This window comes from Streptomyces sp. NPDC089799 (assembly GCF_040684755.1).
GTDB lineage: Bacteria > Actinomycetota > Actinomycetes > Streptomycetales > Streptomycetaceae > Streptomyces.
Window position 1 is genome coordinate 122,519 of record NZ_JBFBGR010000020.1, and the last position, 20,216, is coordinate 142,734.

Genomic DNA, 20,216 nt, shown 5'->3' on the forward strand with positions numbered 1-20,216 from the left:
GACCGGGCCTGGGAAGCGGTCCCGGGAACGCGGAAGCCCGCGGTGCCGGAGGGCACCGCGGGCTTCCGCGGAAACGACGAGCGGGGCGGACTACAGGCCGACCTCGCGCATCAGCATGCCGACCTCGGTGTTGGTCAGGCGGCGCAGCCAGCCGGACTTCTGGTCACCGAGCTCGATCGGGCCGAAGGCCGTGCGGACCAGCTTCTCCACGGGGAAGCCGGCCTCGGACAGCATCCGGCGGACGATGTGCTTGCGGCCCTCGTGCAGGGTCACCTCGACCAGGTAGTTCTTGCCGACCTGGTCGACCACGCGGAAGTGGTCGGCCTTGGCGTAGCCGTCCTCCAGCTGGATGCCGGACTGCAGCCGCTTGCCGATCTCGCGCGGCAGCGGGCCGGTGATCGCCGCGAGGTAGGTCTTCTGCACGCCGTACTTGGGGTGCGTCAGCCGGTGCGCCAGCTCGCCGTGGTTGGTGAGCAGGATGATGCCCTCGGTCTCCGTGTCCAGGCGGCCCACGTGGAAGAGCCGGGTCTCCCGGTTGGTGACGTAGTCGCCGAGGCACTGGCGGCCGTCCGGGTCCTCCATGGTGGAGACGACGCCGGCGGGCTTGTTGAGCGCGAAGAACAGGTACGACTGGGTGGCGACGGTGAGGCCGTCCACCTTGATCTCGTCCTTCGCCGGCTGGACCCGCATGCCCTGCTCGGTGACGATCTTGCCGTTGACCTCGACGCGGGCCTGCTCGATCAGCTCCTCACAGGCGCGCCGCGAGCCCATGCCGGCCCGGGCCAGCACCTTCTGCAGCCGCTCGCCCTCCTGCTCGGCGCCGGGGAAGGTCTTGGGCAGCTTGATCTCGGGCTTGTTCGCGTACCGCTCGCGGTTCCGCTCCTCGACCCGGGCGTCGTACTCGCGCGGACGGGACGGGCGGGCCTGGCCGCCGCGCGCGCCGCCGGACTGGCCGCCGCGGCCGCCGCCCTGGCCGCCCTGGGGGGCCTTGGAGCTCTTGGGGCCGCCCTTGGCCCCGCCGCGGGCCGCGGCGCCGCGGGCACCGCCGCCGCTGCGGCCGGCGCCGGTGCGCTCGCCCTCGGGGCCGACGTCGTAGCGGCGCTCCTCCGGGCGCGGACGGCGCGGACGGCCCTGGCCCTGGCCCTGGCCCTGCGTGTTCCGGTCGTCGCGCGAGTTGCCGGCGCCGCGGTGGTTACCGCGCCCGCCGCCCTTGCCGCTGTTGCCGCTGTTCCTGTTGCCGCCGCTGCCGCTGCTTCGCATCAAATGTCCGTCGTCTTGTCGTCTTCGTCTGTGTCCGGAGCGTCCGGATCGAACGACGGGACACCTTCCTGCGTCTCGGCCTCGATCGCGTCCGCCTCCGGGAGGAAGGGCGCGAGCTCCGGGAGCTCGTCCAGGCCGCGCAGGCCCATCCGCTCCAGAAAGTAGTTCGTCGTCCTGTACAGGATCGCACCTGTTTCGGGTTCCGTGCCCGCCTCGGCGACCAGACCGCGCTGGAGCAGGGTGCGCATGACCCCGTCGCAGTTCACTCCGCGCACCGCGGAGACCCGGCTGCGGCTCACCGGCTGCCGGTACGCCACCACCGCGAGGGTCTCCAGGGCCGCCTGGGTGAGCCGGGCCTGCTGGCCGTCCAGGACGAAGCCCTCCACGGCCGGGGCGTACTCGGCCCGGGTGTAGTAGCGCCAGCCCCCGGCGACCGGCCGCAGCTCGAAGCCGCGCCGCTGTACGTCGTACTCGTCGGCCAGCTCCCGGAGGGCGTCGGCGACCTCGCGGGGGGTGCGGCCGAGCACCTTGGCGAGGTGGGCCTCGGTGGCGGGTTCGTCCACCACCATCAGGACGGCCTCCAGAGCGGGCTTGAGCGCGAGCTCCGCGGCGGTGCCGCCGCCCCGCGGGCCGGTGTGGTCGATCTCGATCTCGATCTCGCTCTCGCTCTCGCTCATCCGGTCTCCTCGACTACCTGGTCGAACTCGTCCGTGACGGCCGACGGCGGGCCGCCGTCCCCGCCGCTCCAGCGCACGGTGAGGACCTGCAGCGCCTCCTCCTGGTCCAGCTCCACGGCCCTCTCCCGGTACAGCTCCAGCAGCGCGAGGAAGCGCGCCACCACCGTGAGCGTGTCCGGCGCGTCCTCGGTGAGCTCCGCGAAGGTCGCCTCGCCGCGGGTCCGCAGCACCCGTACGACGACCTCGGCCTGCTCCTGCACGCTGACCAGCGGGGCGTGGATGTGGTCGACGTAGACCTGGGGCTCCGGCCTGGGCCGCATGGCCTTGGCGGCGAGCCGGGCGAACCCCTCGGCGCCGATGCCGATGACGACCTCGGGCAGCAGCTCGGCGTGGTGCGGCTCCAGCCCCACGGTGCGCGGGTACCGGCGGGCCTCGGCCTCCGCGCGCCCCTCGAAGATCCCGGCGATCTGCTTGTACGCGCGGTACTGCAGCAGCCGCGCGAAGAGCAGGTCCCGGGCCTCGAGGAGGGCCAGGTCGGCCTCGTCCTCGACCTCGGCGGCGGGCAGCAGCCGGGCGGCCTTGAGGTCGAGCAGGGTCGCGGCGACCACGAGGAACTCGGTGGTCTGGTCGAGGTCCCAGTCGGGGCCCATGGCGCGGATGTGCGCCATGAACTCGTCGGTGACCTTGGAGAGGGCGACCTCGGTGACGTCGAGCTTGTGCCGCGAGATCAACTGCAGCAGGAGGTCGAAGGGCCCCTCGAAGTTCGCGAGCCGCAGCGTGAACTTCCCGTCCCGCGACGCGGACGCGTCCCGCGGTGGGATCGCTGCCGCGGGCGGGGGCATGGACGCGGGCCCGGCTTCGGGCGCGGGCCCGGGCTCGGCCGTGGGCTCGGGGGCGGGGTCGGGCCCGGCCTCGGGCGCGTCTACCGCGGTGGGCCGGGCGCCTGCGTCCGGGGCGGCGGACCCCCGGGCGGGGTCTTCGCCGGGGGCGGTCTGCAATCCGGTCCCTGTGCCTTCAGGGCCGACGTCCGCGACGGCCGTTCCGGCGGGCGCGCCGCCGCTGCCCTCACCGGCGGGGAGCACAGCCGGGGCGGCAGCGGGGGCGTCCGCGCCCTCCGGGGCCCCGGAGGCGTCACCACCGCCCTGGAGGGGGGCAGGACCGGGAAGGTCCCCCTCGGCCCGCGCCGGCGCTGCCGGCACCCCCGGGCCGCGGCCCAGGCGGCGCCGAGCGGCGGCGGGGCGGGCGGGGTCGTTCGGGGGCATCGCGTTCCAGGGACGGGTGAGCGGGCACAGGCGGGAGCACCCGCAGCCTACCGGCCGACCCCGGCCCCACCCCGGATGCCGCCGTGTACCAGCCGGCCGGGCGCCGCGCCGCCGTGCGGGTGCCGACCCTGGCGTCGGCCGGGCGGGGCTCGGCGGCCCTACGCCGCGGCCGCGGCAGGGCGGTGGGTCGGCGGCTGCGGAAGGGACGGTCAGCGGCCGCGGAGGCGGCGGACCAGGATGCTGGCGTCGCCGCGGGACTCGAGGTCCGCCAGGACGACGGCGACCGCTTCGCGGACGATGCGTCCGCGGTCCACCGCGAGGCCGTGCTCGCCGCGCAGCACCAGCCGCGCGTGCTCCAGGTCCATGAGCTCCTCGGCGGAGACGTAGACCGTGATCTTCTCGTCGTGGCGCTCGCGCCCGCTCGGCCGGCGGTTCGACCCCCGGCCCTTGCGGCGGGGAGCCGCGCCCGCCGCCGGGCCGGAACCTTCCTGCGGCCGGCGGGGCGCGGTGACCGCGGGTTGCCTGGACTCCTCAGCCTCCCGGCTGGGGTTCGCGCCCGGTGCCTGCGCCGGCACCGCGTCCTGCGCCGCCGTGTGCGCACCGCCGTCCAGGGGCGAGGGGGCCGGGGACGCGGACGGAGCGGAGGTCTCCTCCGTGCCCCGCCGCGGCGACGACGCCTGCAGCGCCATCCCCCCGGTCGTACGGAAGAGTTCGTCCGCTCCGGGCAGACTCACTCGGCGTGACACCGGGCGAGCACCTCCCTGGCCAGCTGGCGGTAGGCGGCGGCGCCCACGGAGTTGGACGCGTACGTGGTGATGGGCTCGCCCGCCACCGTGGTCTCCGGGAAGCGGACCGTACGGCCGATGACCGTGTGGTAGACGTGGTCGTCGAACGCCTCGACCACCCGCGCCAGCACCTCGCGGCTGTGCACCGTACGGGAGTCGTACATCGTGGCGAGGATGCCGTCGAGCTCCAGCTCCGGGTTGAGCCGCTCCTGGACCTTCTCGATCGTCTCCGTCAGCAGGGCCACGCCGCGGAGCGCGAAGAACTCGCATTCCAGCGGGACGATGACCTTGTGAGCGGCCGTCAGGGCATTGACCGTCAGCAGGCCGAGCGAGGGCTGACAGTCGATCACGATGTAGTCGTAGTCGGCCATCAGCGGCTTCAGCGCGCGCTGCAGCGTTGATTCCCGGGCCACTTCACTGACGAGCTGCACCTCGGCCGCCGACAGGTCGATGTTGCTCGGCAGCAGGTCCATGTTGGGGACCGCCGTCTTGAGCAGCACCTCGTCGGCCGACATGCCCCGCTCCATGAGCAGGTTGTAGACCGTCAGGTCGAGTTCCATCGGGTTCACGCCGAGACCCACCGACAGGGCGCCCTGCGGGTCGAAGTCGACGAGCAGCACCCGCCGTCCGTACTCGGCGAGTGCCGCGCCCAGATTGATGGTGGACGTGGTCTTGCCCACGCCGCCCTTCTGGTTGCACATCGCGATGATCTTCGCCGGACCGTGGTCGGGCAGCGGACCCGGGATCGGGAAGTACGGCAGCGGCCGTCCGGTCGGGCCGATCCGCTCGCGGCGCTGCCGGGCAGCGTCGGGGGCGAGCGTGGCCGCGTATTCGGGGTCGGGCTCGTACTCGGCGTCGGGGTCGTAGAAGTGCCCCTCGGGCACCTCGTCGTAGTCGGCGAAACCGATGGGCGTGTCGCCGCTCCGGTCGCCGGCCGTGGAGTTCACGTCTAGGCCGTCCATGCTCTTCGGGGGCGTCGTCATGTGCTGGTGGTTTGCGAAGGTGCGGACCGCGACGGAGCCGACAGCCTCGAGCCCTGCGGGGCCCTGGCCCCGTGCAGGTACGCCTGCTTGACCACCCCCGGGAGCAAATGTCGACTCATTCACAAGTCGTCTTACCTCCTTGGACGTGACCAGGACACTTATCGATAGGTCAGCGTGGCACCATGCCGACGGTTGTGGACTCTATGGCGTGTCAGCGCTCCGCAGCAACACAATCCGCCGGACCCGGCACGATGTGTCGGCAACCGAACACCGCTCTGTCAAGAGCGTCCGAGGTGTCGCCGCGAAGTTTCGCGGGTGCGCGAAACGGTTAAAGGGTTACGTTCGAGGCGAGTTGAACGCCCTCGCCGGCGCCTCCGCATACGCCTCCGGCCGGACCTTGCGGGCAAGGTCCGGCCGGATACGTGAGATTGACGTCAGTCGTTGACGGGATGCCAAAAGGGCCTCCCACCAGCGGATCGACTAGCCGAGGAGCGACTGCAGCTCGAGCGTCTCGAGGCCGTGGGCCTCGGCGACCGGGCCGTAAACGACCTGGCCGTCATGGGTGTTGAGGCCCAGCGCCAGCGCCGGGTCGCGACGCAGCGCCTCGGCCCAGCCGAGGTTCGCGAGCTGCACGATGTACGGCAGGGTCGCGTTGGTCAGCGCGTAGGTCGAGGTGTTCGGAACCGCGCCCGGCATGTTGGCGACGCAGTAGAAGACCGAGTTGTGGACCTGGAAGGTCGGCTCGGCGTGGGTGGTCGGACGGGAGTCCTCGAAGCAGCCGCCCTGGTCGATGGCAATGTCGACAAGGACACTTCCGGGCTTCATCTTGGCGACGAGCTCGTTGGTGACCAGCTTCGGAGCCTTCGCACCCGGGATCAGAACCGCGCCGATGACGAGGTCGGCCTCGATGACGGCCTTCTCCAGCTCGTAGGCGTTGGAGACGATCGTCTTGATCTTCGTGCCGAAGATCTTGTCGGCCTCGCGGAGCTTGTTGATGTCCCTGTCGAGCAGGGTCACGTGGAAGCCCATGCCGATGGCGATCTGCGCCGCGTTCCAGCCGGAGACGCCGCCGCCGATGACCACGCACTCGCCGGCGTGGGTGCCGGGCACACCGCCGGGGAGGACGCCACGGCCGCCGGCCGAGCGCATCAGGTGGTAGGCGCCGACCTGCGGGGCCAGGCGGCCCGCGACCTCGGACATCGGGGCGAGCAGCGGGAGCGCGCGGTTGGCGAGCTCGACCGTCTCGTACGCGATGGCGGTGGTGCCGGACTCCAGCAGGGCGTCCGTGCACTCGCGGGAGGCCGCGAGGTGCAGGTAGGTGAAGAGGGTCTGGTCCTTGCGGAGGCGGTGGTACTCCTCGGCGATGGGCTCCTTGACCTTCAGCAGCAGGTCGGCGGTGGCCCAGACCTCGTCGGCGGTGCCGAGGATCTCGGCACCGGCCGCGACGTACTCGGCGTCCGTGATCGAGGAGCCGACGCCGGCGTTCTGCTCGATGAAGACCTGGTGGCCGTTGCGGACGAGCTCGTGCACGCCGGCGGGGGTGATGGCCACCCGGAACTCGTTGTTCTTGACCTCGCGGGGGATGCCGACCTTCATCGTCGATCACGGTCCTTGGCTCAGGGGAAATAACGGGGCAATGCAATACATACCCGGTCGCACCAGGGCGCAACGGGATGCACCACGAGATGACGTGGTAGAGCCAGTTTAATGAAGGATTAACGCGTGTCTAGCCTTGCAAACTAAATATCTTGGCCGGAACTGCTGCGGATTTCGTAGGCCGCGGGGTCCTCTCCCAGAAGACGATCAGCAGCCGAGCGGTGCAGCCGGGCCGCCGCCGGGTCGCCCAGCCGGTCCAGGGTGTCGGCCAGCCGCACCTGCAGCGCGGCCTGAAGCCGCAGGTCCCCGGCCCTGCGGGCGAGCTCCACCGCCTCGCGGCAGGTGTGCAGGGACTCCTCGGGCCGCCCGGCGTACTCCTGCACCCGGGCCATCTCGCTCAACGCCTTTGCCTGACCCGGCACATCGGCCAGCTTCCGGTAGCCGGCCGCGGCCGCCCGCCAGCTCCGCAGTGCCTCTCCGTAGCGGCCGGACAGGGTGTGCACGTTGCCGAGCCGTCCGTAGAGCCGCGCCTCGTCGGCCCGCTCACCGCGGGCGAGGGCCTGGGTGAGGGCCCGGCCGAACCAGTCGGCCGCCCGGTGCCAGTCCCCCAGTTCCTGGTGCGCACCCCCTACGGATTCCATCGCCCGGCCGGTCGCGTACGGGTCCTTCGCCTCGCGTCCGGCGTCCAGCGCGGCCCGGTAGCGCTCCAGCGCCTGTACGGTCCGGCCGGTCTCGGCGTCCAGGTCGGCCAGGTTCAGCAGGGCCGCGGCCTTCTCCCGGTGCAGTCCACGCCGCTCGGCCACGTCCAGGACCAGCCGGTGCAGTCCGTAGAGCTCGGAGGCCGCCTCGTCGGTGCCGCGGTGCACGGCCAGGGCCCGGACCAGGGCGGCGATCAGCCGTCTGGCCAGGGTGTCCAGCTCGCCGTCGGCGACGGCCAGGCGGGCGGCGGCGTCGAGGGCGGGCATCCGGGTGTCCAGCCAGCGGGCGGCGGCCCGGGCGTCGGGGAAGCGCAGGGCGCGGGGCACCCCGTCGAGCTTCTCCCGTACGAGGTCGTCCTCGTCCCCTTCGGCCACGGCGCGGCAGGAGTGCAGCAGCCGTACGGTCCGCTCCAGCGTCCGGGCCCGGGCCAGCTGGACCTCGGCGGCCCGCTCCTTGCCCTCCAGCAGGGACTGGAGGAGGGGCGTGAGGCAGCCGGGGAGCAGGTGGAGGCCGTTCGCGGCGGGCCTCAGGAGGCCCAGTCCGGCGAAGTCCTCCAGCGTGGACTGGGCCGCGGCCACCGAGCAGCCGGCCAGTGCGGAGGCGATGTGCGGGTCGATGATCCCGGCCGGGGCGAGCGGCAGCATCCGCAGGGTCCGCTGGGCGGGCTGCGGCATCGAGCCGTAGACGAAGCGGAACGCCCGCGCGAGCGGTCCGCCGGCGGCCGCGGCGGGGGTGTCGTGGAGCTGCTTGGCGAGGTCGGCGACGGTGGCCTTGGGGTGTGCGGCGAGCCAGCCGCCGACCAGGGCGAGGGCCGCGGGCTGGCCTCCGCAGGCCTCGGCGAGGGCTTCGGCCGCGCGCGGGTCCACGGTGACGCGGATGTCGCCGATCAGCTGGGTGAGCAGTTCGACGGCGGCCGGGGTGTCCAGTCCGCCGAGGGTGCAGGGGCGGACATCCGGAATCCCGGTGAGGGGGCCCTCGGAGGTCACCACGACCAGGCATTCGCGGACGTCGGGGAGGAGGGGGTCGACCTGGAGGGCGTCCAGGGCGTCGTCCAGCAGGATCACCGCCCGGCGCCCGGCCAGCGCCACGCCGAGCGCCATCCCGAGCTCGTCGGCGCCGGCGCCCGGGGGTGTCGGGCGGCCGAGCCCTTCGAGCAGGTCCCGCAGGGTGCGCTCGGTGGAGACCGGCGTTCCGCCCGGGGCGGAGAGCCGGGCCCGCAGCACCCCGTCGGGGTACTCGTCCGCCACCTCGTGCACGAACTGCTCGGCGAGCGCGGTCCGGCCGGAGCCGGGACGGCCCGCGATGAGCAGGACGCGGGCGCGGGGAGCCATGTCCTTGCGGCCGGAGAGGGTGTCGAGACCGGTCCGGGCGATGTCCTCGCGCAGCTCCTTGAGCTCGCGCCGCCGCCCGACGAAATCCGTCACAGCCCGCTCCTTTCCGTGGCCGTCGCTTCGGGGATCCCGAGCGTAGTTCACGGAGAGCGACGGCTCGCGTGCCGCGTGGCCGATGATCCCTCGATCGGATCAGCAGATCTTCATACTGGGCCCCACCGGGGCACGCCCAGGCGCTCCGCCGGCCGCCCCACACGCCGGGCCCAGCCCGGCCGAGGGGACGGCCGGCACCCAAGCGGCCACAGGGAAGGGCGTGGCGCCTACGGCCGGTACGGGCGGGCCGGCCAGGGGGATTCGGCCGGGCGGAGGGCGTCCAGGGTGCCGGAGGACACCGCCGCGGAGAGCGCCAGGACGCCCGTGACCAGGGCCGCGTTGCCCAGCTCGCCGGCGAGCGCGCCGCGGACCAGGTCCGGCAGCGGCACCCGGGCCAGCTCCATGTCGAGCTCCTCGCCGTGGGCCTGGTAGCGCTCGCCCTCCGCCTCGGCGATGTCCCGGGCCAGGAAGACGCGGACCGCCTCGTCCGACCCGCCGGGCGAGGCGAAGAAGTCGACCAGCACCCGCCAGTCCCCCGCCTTGACGTGCGCCTCCTCGTACAGCTCGCGCTGCGCCGCGTGCAGCGGGTTCTCCCCCGGCACGTCCAGCAGCCCGGCCGGCAGCTCCCACAGCCGGTGCCGCACCGGGTGGCGGTACTGGCGCAGCACCAGGACCCGGTCCTCCCCGTCCAGGGCGACCACGCACACCGAGCCCGGGTGCACCTGGTAGTCGCGGCGGGCCACCGAGCCGTCCGGCATCCGCACCCGCTCGGAGTCGACGGCCGTCTTCGCGCCCTGGAACGGCCGCTCCGACGAGAGGACCTCCCAGGTCTCCGTGGCGTCCTTGATGTCCTTGATCTCCTTGGTGCCCTTCGGCGCCATGGCCGTACCCTCCCGAGAAACGCGACAGCCGGGGTACGGATGATCCGTACCCCGGCCGCCTACGTTACCGAGCGTCAGCCCTGCTTGCGCTCCACTGCGGCCTTCACCAGGCCGGCGAAGAGCGGGTGCGGGCGGGTCGGGCGGGAGCGCAGCTCCGGGTGGGCCTGGGTGGCCACCAGGTAGGGGTGCACCTCGCGCGGGTACTCGACGTACTCCACCAGCTTGTTGTCCGGGGAGGTGCCGGAGAAGAGGATGCCCGCCTTCTTCTCCAGCTCGCTGCGGTAGGCGTTGTTCACCTCGTAGCGGTGCCGGTGGCGCTCGTCGACGTACGCGTCGCCGTAGACCTCGCGGACGATGGAGCCCTCTGCGAGCTTGGCCGTGTACATGCCGAGTCGCATGGTGCCGCCCAGGTCGCCGGCGCCCTCGACGAAGGCCAGCTGCTCCTCCATGGTCGAGATGACCGGGTGCGGGGTGGAGGGGTCGAACTCGGTGGAGTTCGCGTCCTCGATGCCCGCCAGGTTCCGCGCCGCCTCGATGACCACGCACTGCAGGCCCAGGCACAGGCCGAGCAGCGGGATCTTGTTCTCGCGGGCGTAGGTGATCGCGCCGACCTTGCCGTTCACACCGCGGTCGCCGAAGCCGCCCGGGACGCAGATCGCGTCCACGTCGGCGAGCTGTGCGGCCGCGCCGGACGGGGTCTTGCAGTCGTCCGAGGTGACCCACTTGATCTTGACGCGGGCCCGGTTGGCGAAGCCGCCGGCGCGCAGCGCCTCGGTCACCGACAGGTAGGCGTCCGGCAGGTCGATGTACTTGCCGACCAGGGCGACCGTGACCTCGTGGTCGGGGTTGTGGACCCGGTCCAGCAGGTCCTCCCACACCGTCCAGTCGACGTCGCGGAAGGGCAGGTCGAGCTTGCGGACGACGTAGGCGTCCAGGCCCTCGGTGTGCAGCACCTTGGGGATGTCGTAGATCGACTTGGCGTCGATGGCGGCGACCACGGCGGCCTCGTCCACGTCGCACATCAGCGAGATCTTGCGCTTGATGGAGGTCGGGACGTCCCGGTCGGCGCGCAGCACGATGGCGTCGGGCTGGATGCCGATGTTGCGCAGGGCGGCGACGGAGTGCTGGGTCGGCTTGGTCTTCAGCTCGCCGGACGGGCCGATGTACGGCAGCAGCGAGATGTGCACGACGAAGACGTTGTCGCGGCCGACCTCGTGGCGGACCTGGCGGACCGTCTCCAGGAACGGCAGCGACTCGATGTCGCCGACGGTGCCGCCGACCTCGGTGATGACGACGTCGACGTCCTCGGTCGCCATGCGCCGGATGCGGTGCTTGATCTCGTTGGTGATGTGCGGGATGACCTGCACGGTGTCACCGAGGTACTCGCCGCGCCGCTCCTTGGCGATGACCTGCGAGTAGACCTGGCCGGTGGTGACGTTGGCCGAGCCGTCGAGGTCGACGTCGAGGAAGCGCTCGTAGTGGCCGATGTCCAGGTCCGTCTCGGCGCCGTCGTTGGTGACGAACACCTCGCCGTGCTGGAACGGGTTCATCGTGCCCGGGTCGACGTTCAGGTACGGGTCGAGCTTCTGCATCGTGACCCGCAGGCCCCGCGCCTTGAGCAGCGCACCCAGGCTGGAGGCCGTCAGGCCCTTGCCGAGGGACGAAGCGACACCCCCGGTGACGAAGATGTGCTTGGTCGTCAGAGATTTGGGCGGCATCGCCAAGAGGGGGCTCCCGTGGTCGCGAGGTGAGGTGCGTCCGGCCACGTCTCCCGTTTCCGGGGGTGCCGAAGCTGCGGTTTCGGGGCCCCTGATTCGCACAGGCAGACCACCGGTCCACGGAGTACCAGCCTATCAGCGACCTGGACGGTCCGCCTCCGAGCCACGCTCCGGTGAGACGTCCGGCGTGCTCACGGGGGGTCCGATCGCGGCCTCACCCGTTCGGAGCAGCCGCATTCCTGCGGCCCTGGGCGAGATCACTAGGGTGCCGTCTTATCCTGCTCGGATAACGCTCTACATCGCCGCCGAGCAGACCGGCAGACGGCACCACCCCAGCCGGCCGGCGGAAACCCAGCAATAACGCAAGCGCCCTTCGGGGCGGACGTGGCCGTTCGACTGGAGATGCAACGTGTCCGGGCGCATCGAGGATTACGCACTGATCGGGGACATGCAGACCGCCGCACTGGTCTGCCGGGACGGTTCGGCGGACTGGCTCTGCCTGCCCCGTTTCGACTCCCATGCCGTCTTCGCGAAACTCCTCGGGACGGAGGACCACGGCTTCTGGCGGATCGGCCCGGCCGTCGCCCCGGGCACCACGGCCCCCGACGCCGACCGCCGCCGGTACCGCGGTGACTCCCTGGTCCTGGAGTCCGAGTGGGACACCCCGCGCGGCACGGTCCGGGTCATCGACTTCATGCCCCCGCGCGAGGACCACGCCCCTCAGCTCATCCGCATCGTGGAGGGGGTCAGCGGCCGGGTGCCGATGCGGTCCGCCCTGCGCATGCGGTTCAGCTACGGCCGGGTGGTGCCCTGGGTGCACAAGGTCGACGCCCGTACGGTGGCCGTGGCCGGCCCGGATTCGGTCTGGCTGGACACCGACGCCGAGACCTACGGCAAGGACCTGACGACGTACGCCGACTTCACGGTGGGTCCCGGCGACCGGGTGGCGTTCTGCATCAGCTGGCAGCCCTCGCACAAGGAGGCGCCGGAGGAGCCCGACGCCGAGGCCGCGCTGGAGGCCACCACCGAGTTCTGGCGCGAGTGGGTCGAGCACTGCACGTACCACGGTCCCTACCGGGAGGCCGTGATCCGCTCCCTGATCACGCTGAAGGCCCTGACGTACGCGCCGACCGGCGGGATCGTGGCCGCGCCGACCACCTCGCTGCCCGAGGAGATCGGCGGCGTACGGAACTGGGACTACCGCTACACCTGGCTGCGGGACGCGGCGATCACCCTGTCCTCGCTGCTGCGCACCGGATACCGCGAGGAGGCCCGCGCCTGGCGCGAGTGGCTGCTCCGCGCGGTGGCCGGCGACCCGGAGAACCTGCAGATCATGTACGGGATCGCGGGCGAGCGCGAGCTCGGCGAGACGGAGCTGGACTGGCTTCCGGGCTACGAGAACTCCCAGCCGGTCCGGGTCGGCAACGGCGCCGCCCACCAACTGCAGCTGGACGTCTACGGCGAGGTCACCGAGGCCCTGCACCTGGGCCACATGACCGGTCTGGCGCGCAGCGACTACGCCTCGGTGCTCCAGCTCAAGCTGATCCACTACCTGGAGGCCCACTGGGACCAGCCGGACGAGGGGATCTGGGAGGTGCGCGGTCCGCGCCGGCACTTCGTCCACTCGAAGGTGATGGCCTGGGTGGCGGTGGACCGCACGATCAAGCTGATCGAGAGCGGGGACGCGGACGGTCCGCTGGAGCGCTGGCGGGAGCTGCGCGACGAGATCCACCGGGACGTGTGCGACAAGGGCTACGACAAGGAGCGGAACACCTTCACGCAGTCGTACGGCTCCAAGGAGCTGGACGCCTCCCTGCTGCTGATCCCGCAGATGGGCTTCCTGCCGCCGGACGACAAGCGGGTGATCGGCACGATCGAGGCGATCCAGCGGGAGCTGTCCACCCCGGACGGGTTCATCCTGCGCTACCCGACGGCCGGGGACGAGGCCGGAGTGGACGGCCTGGAGGGCGACGAAGGGGCCTTCCTGGCGTGCTCGTTCTGGATGGCGGACGACCTGGCGATGATCGGCCGGGTCGACGAGGCCCGGAAGCTGTTCGAGAGGCTGCTGTCGCTCCGCAACGATCTGGGGCTCCTCGCGGAGGAGTGGGATCCGCAGCTGCAGCGCCAGGTGGGGAACTTCCCGCAGGCGTTCAGCCACGTCCCGCTGATCGACACGGCGCTGCGGCTGACGGCGAGCGGCGCGTACGGCGGCTGATGCCGGGCGGCAGGTACGGCGGCTGATGCCCGGCGGCGCGTACGGCGGCCGGCCGCGCGGGTTCCCCCACGGCCGGCCCGCGCGTCCCCGTACGGCGGTGTGCCGCGCGGGTTCGCGCTCCCCGGCGGGCGGGCAGGTCCGCCGGGGAGCGCCGGCCACGTCACCCGCCTAGCCTGGAAGGGACCTGCACCCCGGCGAGGAAGGGGGGCGTCCGATGGCTCCCTCCGGCAAGGCGGGCACGGCCCTGGCCGCGCTCCGCGAGGACCTGTCCGGCGAGGTGTACGCCCCCGGTGACCCGGGCTACGACGAGGCCCGGGTCGTGTTCAACGCCATGATCGACCGGCGGCCGGCCGTGATCGCCCAGTGCGAGAGCGAGGCGGACGTGGTCACGGCGGTCCGGTTCGCCCGCGAGCTCGACCTGCCGGTCGCCGTCCGTGGCGGCGGTCACAGCGTGGCGGGGACGGCGCTGGCCGACGGGGCCGTGGTGGTGGACCTGCGCCGGATGCACGGGGTGACGGTGCATCCGGGAGCGAAGGCGGTCCGGATCGACGGCGGGGCCACCATGAGCCACCTGGACCGGGCCTGCCAGCCGTACGGCCTGGCGACCACGGGCGGGCGGGCCTCCACCACCGGCGTGGGCGGCTTCGTGCTCGGCGGGGGCACCGGCTGGCTGGACCGGAGGTTCGGGCTGGCGGTGGACAACCTGCTGGGCGTGGACCTGGTCACCGCGGACGGCCAGTGCGTGACGGCGACCGCCGAGGACCACCCGGAGCTGTTCTGGGCCCTGCACGGCGGCGGCGGGAACTTCGGCGTGGCCACCTCCCTCACCCTGCGGCTGCACGAACTGCCGGTCATGTCCATCGCCTTCCTGCTCTACCTCCCGGAGCAGGGCCCGGAGGTCGTCCGTACCTACCGCGACGTGATCGAGGGCGGCCCCCCGGAGGCGGGCGGCGCCGTGATCTACCTGACCGGTCCGCCGGACGACGAACTCGTGCCGGAGCACCTGGTGGGGAAGCTGCTCTGCGGCATGCTGCTGACGTACACGGGCCCGGAGGAGATGGCGCGGAAGCTCGCGGAGCCGCTGCTGGGCATCCCGCACGAGGTGGAGCTGGTCACCGAGATCCCGTACGCCGACCTCCAGTGCATGATCGACGATCCGCCGGGGATGCGGAACTACTGGTCGGCGGAGTACGTCACCGGGGTTCCGGACCCGTTCGTGGACGTGTTCTGCGCGCGGGCCGGATCGATGCCGGTGCCGAGCGGCACCCAGCACATCCTGTTCCCGCAGGGCGGCGCGATCGCCTCGGGCCCGGCCGGGTACCCGGTGCCGTACCGGGACGCGCCGTGGGCGGTGCACCCGTTCGGGATCTGGAGCGACCCGGGCGACGACGACCGGTGCCGGCAGTGGGTGAAGGACGTCCGCGCCGACGTCCGCCCGTGGTCCACCGGCGCCGTGTACCTCAACTTCGTCGGCGACGAGGGCCGGGACCGGGTGGTGGCGGGCCTGGGCGAGGAGAACATGCGGCGGCTGGGCGAGGTCAAACGGGAGTACGACCCGGACAACGTCTTCCGCTTCAACCACAACATCAGGCCCCGGTAGGGCGGGCGGGGACCCGCGGCGCCCCGCCCGCCCGGCCCCCGCGTCTCAGGTCAGGGCGGCGATCACCTCCCGGGCCGCGCGCTCGCCCTCCGTGGCACCGCCTTCCATGAACCCCTGGAAGTCGTACGAGCAGTGCTCGCCGCCGATGTGGACGTTCCCCTGCGCGGTGCCCTCGTACTTGGCGTACCGGTGCAGGTATCCGACGGGCCAGTACGAGTACGCGCCGAGGGCGCGGGGGTTCTCGTGCCAGGCCGACAGCTGGGCCCGGCCGTTCCAGGCGGCCTTGGTGCCGGGGAAGAAGGCGTCGATGCCGGTGAGCATGCGGTCCGCCAGGGCGCGCACGTACGGGTCGGACTCGGTGCCGAAGGGACCCGCCGGGTTCAGCGCGGCCGCGAGGCTGCCGCCGCCGTACTGGATGAGGATGCCGCCGTTGCCCGGCTGGACCTTGGTGGTGTCCCAGGTCTGCTGCACGTCGGAGTCGGTGAAGCAGTCGCCGGCCGAGACGCCGGGCCAGGGGCCGGTGCCGCGCCAGGGCCGGCTGGTGAACTGCATGTTGAGTTTGGTGCAGTGGCCCATCCGGGCGTCGCGCAGCAGGTTCCGCATCAGCGGGTCGAAGCCCGCCCGGGAGGTGTCGATCCGCTGGAGCACGGGCAGCGGCACGCACAGGACGGTGTGGTCGGCGACGACCGTGCGGGTGGCGCCGGAGTCGTCGAAGGTGAGGGTCTGGGTGCCGTCGGAGTTGGCCCGTACGGCGGTCAGTTCGCGGCCCATCACGATCGAACCGGCGGGCAGGGCGGCAGCGATGGCGTTCGGGAGCCGGTCGTTGCCGCCGGTGATGTGGTAGCGCTCGTTCGACAGGCCCCATATGTTGAAGTTGCCCGGGTTGGTCTGGTAGCCCATCAGCAGGACCAGTGCGAGGGCCGACTGGTCGGCGGTGTCGGCGCCGTACTCGACGTTGTAGGCCACGTCGATGAAGCGTCCCAGGTCGGAGGAGTGTCCGCCGGGGACCCGGCTCTCGATCCACTCGTGGAGGGACATGCCGTCGAGGGCGGTGCCGGTGGGCGTGGTGGTGTTCCAGGACACCTCGCCGGACTCCGAGAGGTCGCGGCGCAGCCGCTGGTAGACGGCGTTGAAGTCCTCGTCGGCCTGTTCGCGCGGGTAGTAGGCGCCTTGGAACCAGAGGACTTCCTCGGCACCGTTGGGTCCGCCGCCGAGGAAGTCCTCGGTCTGCAGGCCGAAGCGGCGGCAGAGTTCGAGCATCTTCTTGTGACTGGTGTCGATCAGCTCGCCACCGATCTCGGAGGTCTGCCCGTACGCCCAGTGCGTGCGCTGGGTCCACATGCGGCCGCCCACCCGGCCGGGGTCGGCCTCGTAGACGGTGGCGGCTATGCCTGCGTCCTTGAGGGTGAGGGCGGCGGTGAGGCCGGCGATGCCGGCGCCGACGACGGCGACGCTCGCCCCGCCGCCGGGCTTCCGCCCGTCGGGCACGGCGGCCCGGGCAGGGGCGGGCGCGGTGGCGGCCGGCACGGCGGCGGCGAGTGCGGTGCCCAGGCCGAGGGCGGCGGCGCGCTCCAGCAGGGCGCGGCGGCCGATGCCGCGTACCTCGGCGACGGGCATGCGCAGCCTGCGGGCGGCGGCGTGCTCGGCGGCGAGCCGGTGCAGTGCGTGCATCAGGGGCGTGCGGGCCATGGCGTGCCTCCTAGACGTTCGCGGCGGACGGGGACGGGTCGGGGGTGTCGTCCGGGGTGTCGTCGGCAGTGTCGCCGGAGGGGCCGGAGCGCTCGGTGGCGTCCTCCAGGACGATCCGGCCGATGATCGCGTAGCGCTCGGGGGCCTTGTACTTGAGCCGGAGGCCCAGGCCCAGGCCGCCGAAGAAGACCGCGCCGACGATCCACGGGATCAGCTTGAAGAAGACGGAGTCGGCGGCGCTGCCGGCGGCGGTCTCCATGTTGAGGACGAGCAGGACCACCACGGCCGTCATGCCGATGCCGCCGAGGAGGGGTGCGACCAGGGTCCTGAACCAGTGCCGGTCCTCGGGGTGGTGGGTGCGGAAGTAGCCGATGACCGCGAAGGAGCACAGGGTCTGGACGATGAGGATGGCCATCGTGCCGAGGATCGCGAGCAGGGTGTACAGGTGCAGGTACGGGTCCTGGCCGGTCAGCAGGAAGAGGGCGACCAGGCCGGTGGCGATGCCCGTCTGGACCATGGAGGCGACGTACGGGGAGCCGTGCCGGGCATGGGTGCGGCCGAGGGCGGGGTGCAGGAAGCCCTCGCGGCCGACGGCGTAGAGGTAGCGGGCGGCGCACTGGTGGAAGGCCATGCCGCAGGCGAACGAGCCGGTGAGCAGCAGCCATTGGAAGGCGTCGACGGCCCAGGGGCCGATGAAGGTCCGGGTGGGGGCGAAGAACAGGTCGAGGGGGTTCGCGGAGGAGGACAGCCCGACCGACTCGGCCAGGCCGTTGCCGGAGATGGTCATCCAGGAGACGTAGATGTAGAAGAGGCCGACGCCGATGACGGAGACGAGGGTGGCCTTGGGGATGACCCGCTTGGGGTCGCGGGACTCCTCGCCGTACATGGCGGTGGATTCGAAGCCGACCCAGGACCAGAAGGCGAAGAAGAGGCCGAGGCCCGCGGAGGGGCCGGTGAAGGCGTTCCTCGGGTCGACCGGCTCGACCGGAATGCCGTCGGGGCCGCCGCCGGCGATCAGCACCGCGGTGGCGACGGCGAACAGGACGGCGATCTCGGCGACGAGCATGACGCCGAGGGCCTTGGCGGTGAGGTTGATGTCGAAGTGGGCGAGGACGGCGGTGACGGCGAGCATCGCGGCCGCGTACACCGCCCAGGGCAGGTCGACACCCAGCTGGTCGTGGACGGTGGTCTTCGCGAAGTACGAGAAGACACCGACGATCGAGGCTTCGAACACGATGTACGCGAGGACGGCGAGCATCCCGGAGGCCATGCCGGCGATCCGGCCGAGCCCGTGCGAGATGTAGCCGTAGAAGGCGCCGGCGGCGGTGATCCGCTTGGCCATGGCGACGTAGCCGACGGCGAAGACGGTCAGGACCACGGTGGCGAAGAGGTAGCCGGCCGGGGCGCCGGTGCCGTTGCCGAAGCCGACGGCGATCGGGAGGTTGCCGGTCATGGCGGTGATCGGGGCGGCGGTGGCCACGGCCATGAACACCACGCCGACCAGTCCGACGGAGTTGGCTTTGAGCCGGTGCACCTCACCGGTGCCGGTTGGAGCGGGAGAACCGTTGCCCATGTCGAGCCCTCGTTCCTGTCGCCTGTCGCTGACGCCGGTCGCGACGCCTGTCGCCAGTGCCGGCGCTGCATGGTGGGGCGCCCACTCTGACGGTGCGTGACGCAGACCACAATCGACATGCGGTCCGATAATCTCCTTGCATGAACGACGAGTTGTCTGGCCTGCGGCGACTCGTCACGGGCGGATGATGTGCGCGGAACACACCGGGCGGTACCGTCCGGCACATGGACAACCAGGGTGGCGGAATCACCGTTCAGCGGGCGCTGGAGCTCCCGGGACTGCGCAGCGGGCTCCCGGAGGTGGTCGCCTGCGCCGACCGGCTCGGCCGTACGGTGCGCTGGGTGCACGCCGGCGAGGTCCCCAACATCGCCTCCCTGCTCAAGGGCGGGGAACTGCTGCTGACCACCGGCCTGGGCCTCGGCACCCGCCCGGCCGAGCAGCGGGCCTTCGTACGGCGGCTGGCCGACCGGGGCATCGCCGCGCTGGTGGTGGAGCTGGGGCCGCGCTTCACCCGTCTGCCCGCGACGATCGTGGACACCGCGCGCGCCGCCGGGCTGCCACTGGTCCAGCTCCACCGCGAGGTGCCGTTCGTGACGGTCACCGAGGAGGTCCACACCGAGATCGTCAACGGGCACTACGCGCTGCTGCAGCGGGCCGAGGAGGTGCACCGGCGGTGCACCGAGGCGCTGCTCGGCGGTGGCGGGATCCCCCAGGTGCTGCACATCCTCGCCGACTTCACCGGCAACCCGGTCTTCCTGGAGACCCCGGACGGGCAGCTCCTCTACGCGGCGGGCAGCGCGGCCGGCGAGGCGGCCGCCGACCCGCTCCAGGTGTGGGAGGGGCTGCGCGGCCGGGAGGCGGAGCCGTCCGGCAACGCGGTCCTGATCGACGTCCCGGGGGGCGGCCACGGCACCGGCTCGGTCCGTGCCCGGCTGGTGCTGCTGGGCGTCACGGCAGCGCTCCAGCCGGTCCACCGGATGGCGGCGGAACGCACGGCCGGGGTGCTGGCGGTGGTGCTGATGCAGGCCCGGCAGGAGGAGGAGCTGGCCGCGCGCGGCCGCGGCGACTTCCTGACGGACCTGGCGGAGGGCCGGATCTCGGCGGAGGACGCCCCGGCGCAGGCACGCGTCCTCGGTTTCAAACCCGGCTCGGGGCCCCTCCTGCCGGTGGTCATGCGCCTGTCCTCGGAGCTGGGCCCGTCCGGCAACTGGGCGGTACTGGCCCGGGCGGTCCTGGAGGAGCTGTCCTCGGTGGGCGTTCCCGTCCTCCTGGGCGTCCGCCCCGTCGAGGGACGGGTCCCCCTCCTGGTCGGGCTGCGCGCCGAATCCGAGCGCACGGCCGTCGCCGACCGGGTCGCGGCGGCGCTGCGGGCCGGCGTGGAGCGGGCGGGCCTGGTCCGTGCCGGGTCGCCGCCCGCCGTGGTCGTCGGCGTGGCGGGCGGCTGGACGGCGGCCTCCTCCGGGCTGCGCCACGCCGCGGAGACCGCGACGGCGGCGCAGGGCCTGCCGGCCCGGCCCTGGTACGACGCGCGCCGCCTGGACATCGACCTGCTGCTGTGGCGACTGCGCGAACACCCCGACCTGGCGGCGTTCGTGGACCGCGCGATCGGCGCGCTCCGGCAGCACGACGCCACTTCCCGCCCGCCGCTCCTGCCCACGCTGGAGACGTACCTGGCCCATGCGGGCCGCAAGGCGGAGACCGCCCGGGAGCTCCACCTCAACCGCCAGACCCTGTACAACCGCCTGGCCCGTATCGCGGAGCTCCTGGGCACCGACCTGGACGACCCCGAGACGGTGCTCTCCCTCAGCCTTGCCCTGCGGGCCCGCCGCCACACGCCGTAGTGCTTCCCGGCGG

At 72.5% G+C, this 20,216-nt stretch carries 14 protein-coding genes; 3 read left to right on the forward strand and 11 right to left on the reverse strand.

Translation table 11 applies throughout. The annotated features are described in order from the left end of the window. Window positions 1-90: 90 nt before the first annotated feature. From AB0O36_RS22425 to AB0O36_RS22465, 9 genes are all read right to left on the reverse strand, one after another. Complete coding sequence (locus AB0O36_RS22425; RefSeq protein WP_365113250.1) at window positions 91-1,260, reverse strand: pseudouridine synthase; 1,170 nt, start codon at window positions 1,258-1,260, stop codon at window positions 91-93. Beyond that, window positions 1,260-1,937, reverse strand: coding sequence for an SMC-Scp complex subunit ScpB (gene scpB / locus AB0O36_RS22430; RefSeq protein WP_365113253.1), 678 nt, complete (start codon window positions 1,935-1,937; stop codon window positions 1,260-1,262). The genes AB0O36_RS22425 and scpB overlap by 1 nt, the downstream gene beginning before the upstream one ends. Next, window positions 1,934-3,199 (reverse strand): segregation/condensation protein A, encoded by a 1,266-nt coding sequence (locus tag AB0O36_RS22435; protein ID WP_365113256.1) that lies wholly within the window; start codon window positions 3,197-3,199, stop codon window positions 1,934-1,936. The genes scpB and AB0O36_RS22435 overlap by 4 nt, the downstream gene beginning before the upstream one ends. A 209-nt stretch (window positions 3,200-3,408) precedes the next feature. Continuing rightward, entirely contained in the window at window positions 3,409-3,945 is a 537-nt protein-coding gene (locus tag AB0O36_RS22440; protein WP_365113259.1) for a hypothetical protein, read from the reverse strand. After that, window positions 3,930-4,967 (reverse strand): ParA family protein, encoded by a 1,038-nt coding sequence (locus AB0O36_RS22445; protein WP_365113262.1) that lies wholly within the window; start codon window positions 4,965-4,967, stop codon window positions 3,930-3,932. The genes AB0O36_RS22440 and AB0O36_RS22445 overlap by 16 nt, the downstream gene beginning before the upstream one ends. A 480-nt stretch (window positions 4,968-5,447) precedes the next feature. Then, window positions 5,448-6,563, reverse strand: coding sequence for an alanine dehydrogenase (gene ald, locus AB0O36_RS22450; protein ID WP_365113265.1), 1,116 nt, complete (start codon window positions 6,561-6,563; stop codon window positions 5,448-5,450). 143 nt (window positions 6,564-6,706) lie between these two features. Next, complete coding sequence (locus AB0O36_RS22455; RefSeq protein WP_365113268.1) at window positions 6,707-8,686, reverse strand: tetratricopeptide repeat protein; 1,980 nt, start codon at window positions 8,684-8,686, stop codon at window positions 6,707-6,709. Window positions 8,687-8,913: 227 nt separating this feature from the next. After that, window positions 8,914-9,567 (reverse strand): NUDIX hydrolase, encoded by a 654-nt coding sequence (locus AB0O36_RS22460; RefSeq protein WP_365113270.1) that lies wholly within the window; start codon window positions 9,565-9,567, stop codon window positions 8,914-8,916. Between the two features lie 74 nt (window positions 9,568-9,641). Beyond that, complete coding sequence (locus tag AB0O36_RS22465) at window positions 9,642-11,285, reverse strand: CTP synthase (protein ID WP_365113273.1); 1,644 nt, start codon at window positions 11,283-11,285, stop codon at window positions 9,642-9,644. A 409-nt stretch (window positions 11,286-11,694) separates the two neighbouring features. Here AB0O36_RS22465 and AB0O36_RS22470 point away from each other — a divergent pair, with 409 nt between their 5' ends. Both AB0O36_RS22470 and AB0O36_RS22475 read left to right on the forward strand, forming a co-directional pair. Further along, a complete protein-coding gene (locus tag AB0O36_RS22470) occupies window positions 11,695-13,500 on the forward strand; it encodes a glycoside hydrolase family 15 protein (RefSeq protein WP_365113275.1) in 1,806 nt (601 codons plus the stop codon). Between the two features lie 214 nt (window positions 13,501-13,714). Continuing rightward, on the forward strand, window positions 13,715-15,100 hold the full coding sequence (locus AB0O36_RS22475) for an FAD-binding oxidoreductase (protein ID WP_365113277.1): 1,386 nt from the start codon (window positions 13,715-13,717) through the stop codon (window positions 15,098-15,100). A gap of 45 nt (window positions 15,101-15,145) precedes the next feature. Here AB0O36_RS22475 and AB0O36_RS22480 read toward each other — a convergent pair whose 3' ends face one another. Both AB0O36_RS22480 and AB0O36_RS22485 read right to left on the reverse strand, forming a co-directional pair. Further along, window positions 15,146-16,789 carry an NAD(P)/FAD-dependent oxidoreductase gene (locus tag AB0O36_RS22480; RefSeq protein ID WP_365113280.1) on the reverse strand — a complete coding sequence of 548 codons (1,644 nt, stop codon included), beginning with the start codon at window positions 16,787-16,789 and terminating at the stop codon, window positions 15,146-15,148. 10 nt (window positions 16,790-16,799) lie between these two features. Further along, on the reverse strand, window positions 16,800-18,362 hold the full coding sequence (locus AB0O36_RS22485) for an APC family permease (protein WP_365113283.1): 1,563 nt from the start codon (window positions 18,360-18,362) through the stop codon (window positions 16,800-16,802). 224 nt (window positions 18,363-18,586) lie between these two features. Here AB0O36_RS22485 and AB0O36_RS22490 point away from each other — a divergent pair, with 224 nt between their 5' ends. After that, entirely contained in the window at window positions 18,587-20,203 is a 1,617-nt protein-coding gene (locus tag AB0O36_RS22490) for a PucR family transcriptional regulator (RefSeq protein WP_365113286.1), read from the forward strand. Window positions 20,204-20,216: the final 13 nt, after the last annotated feature.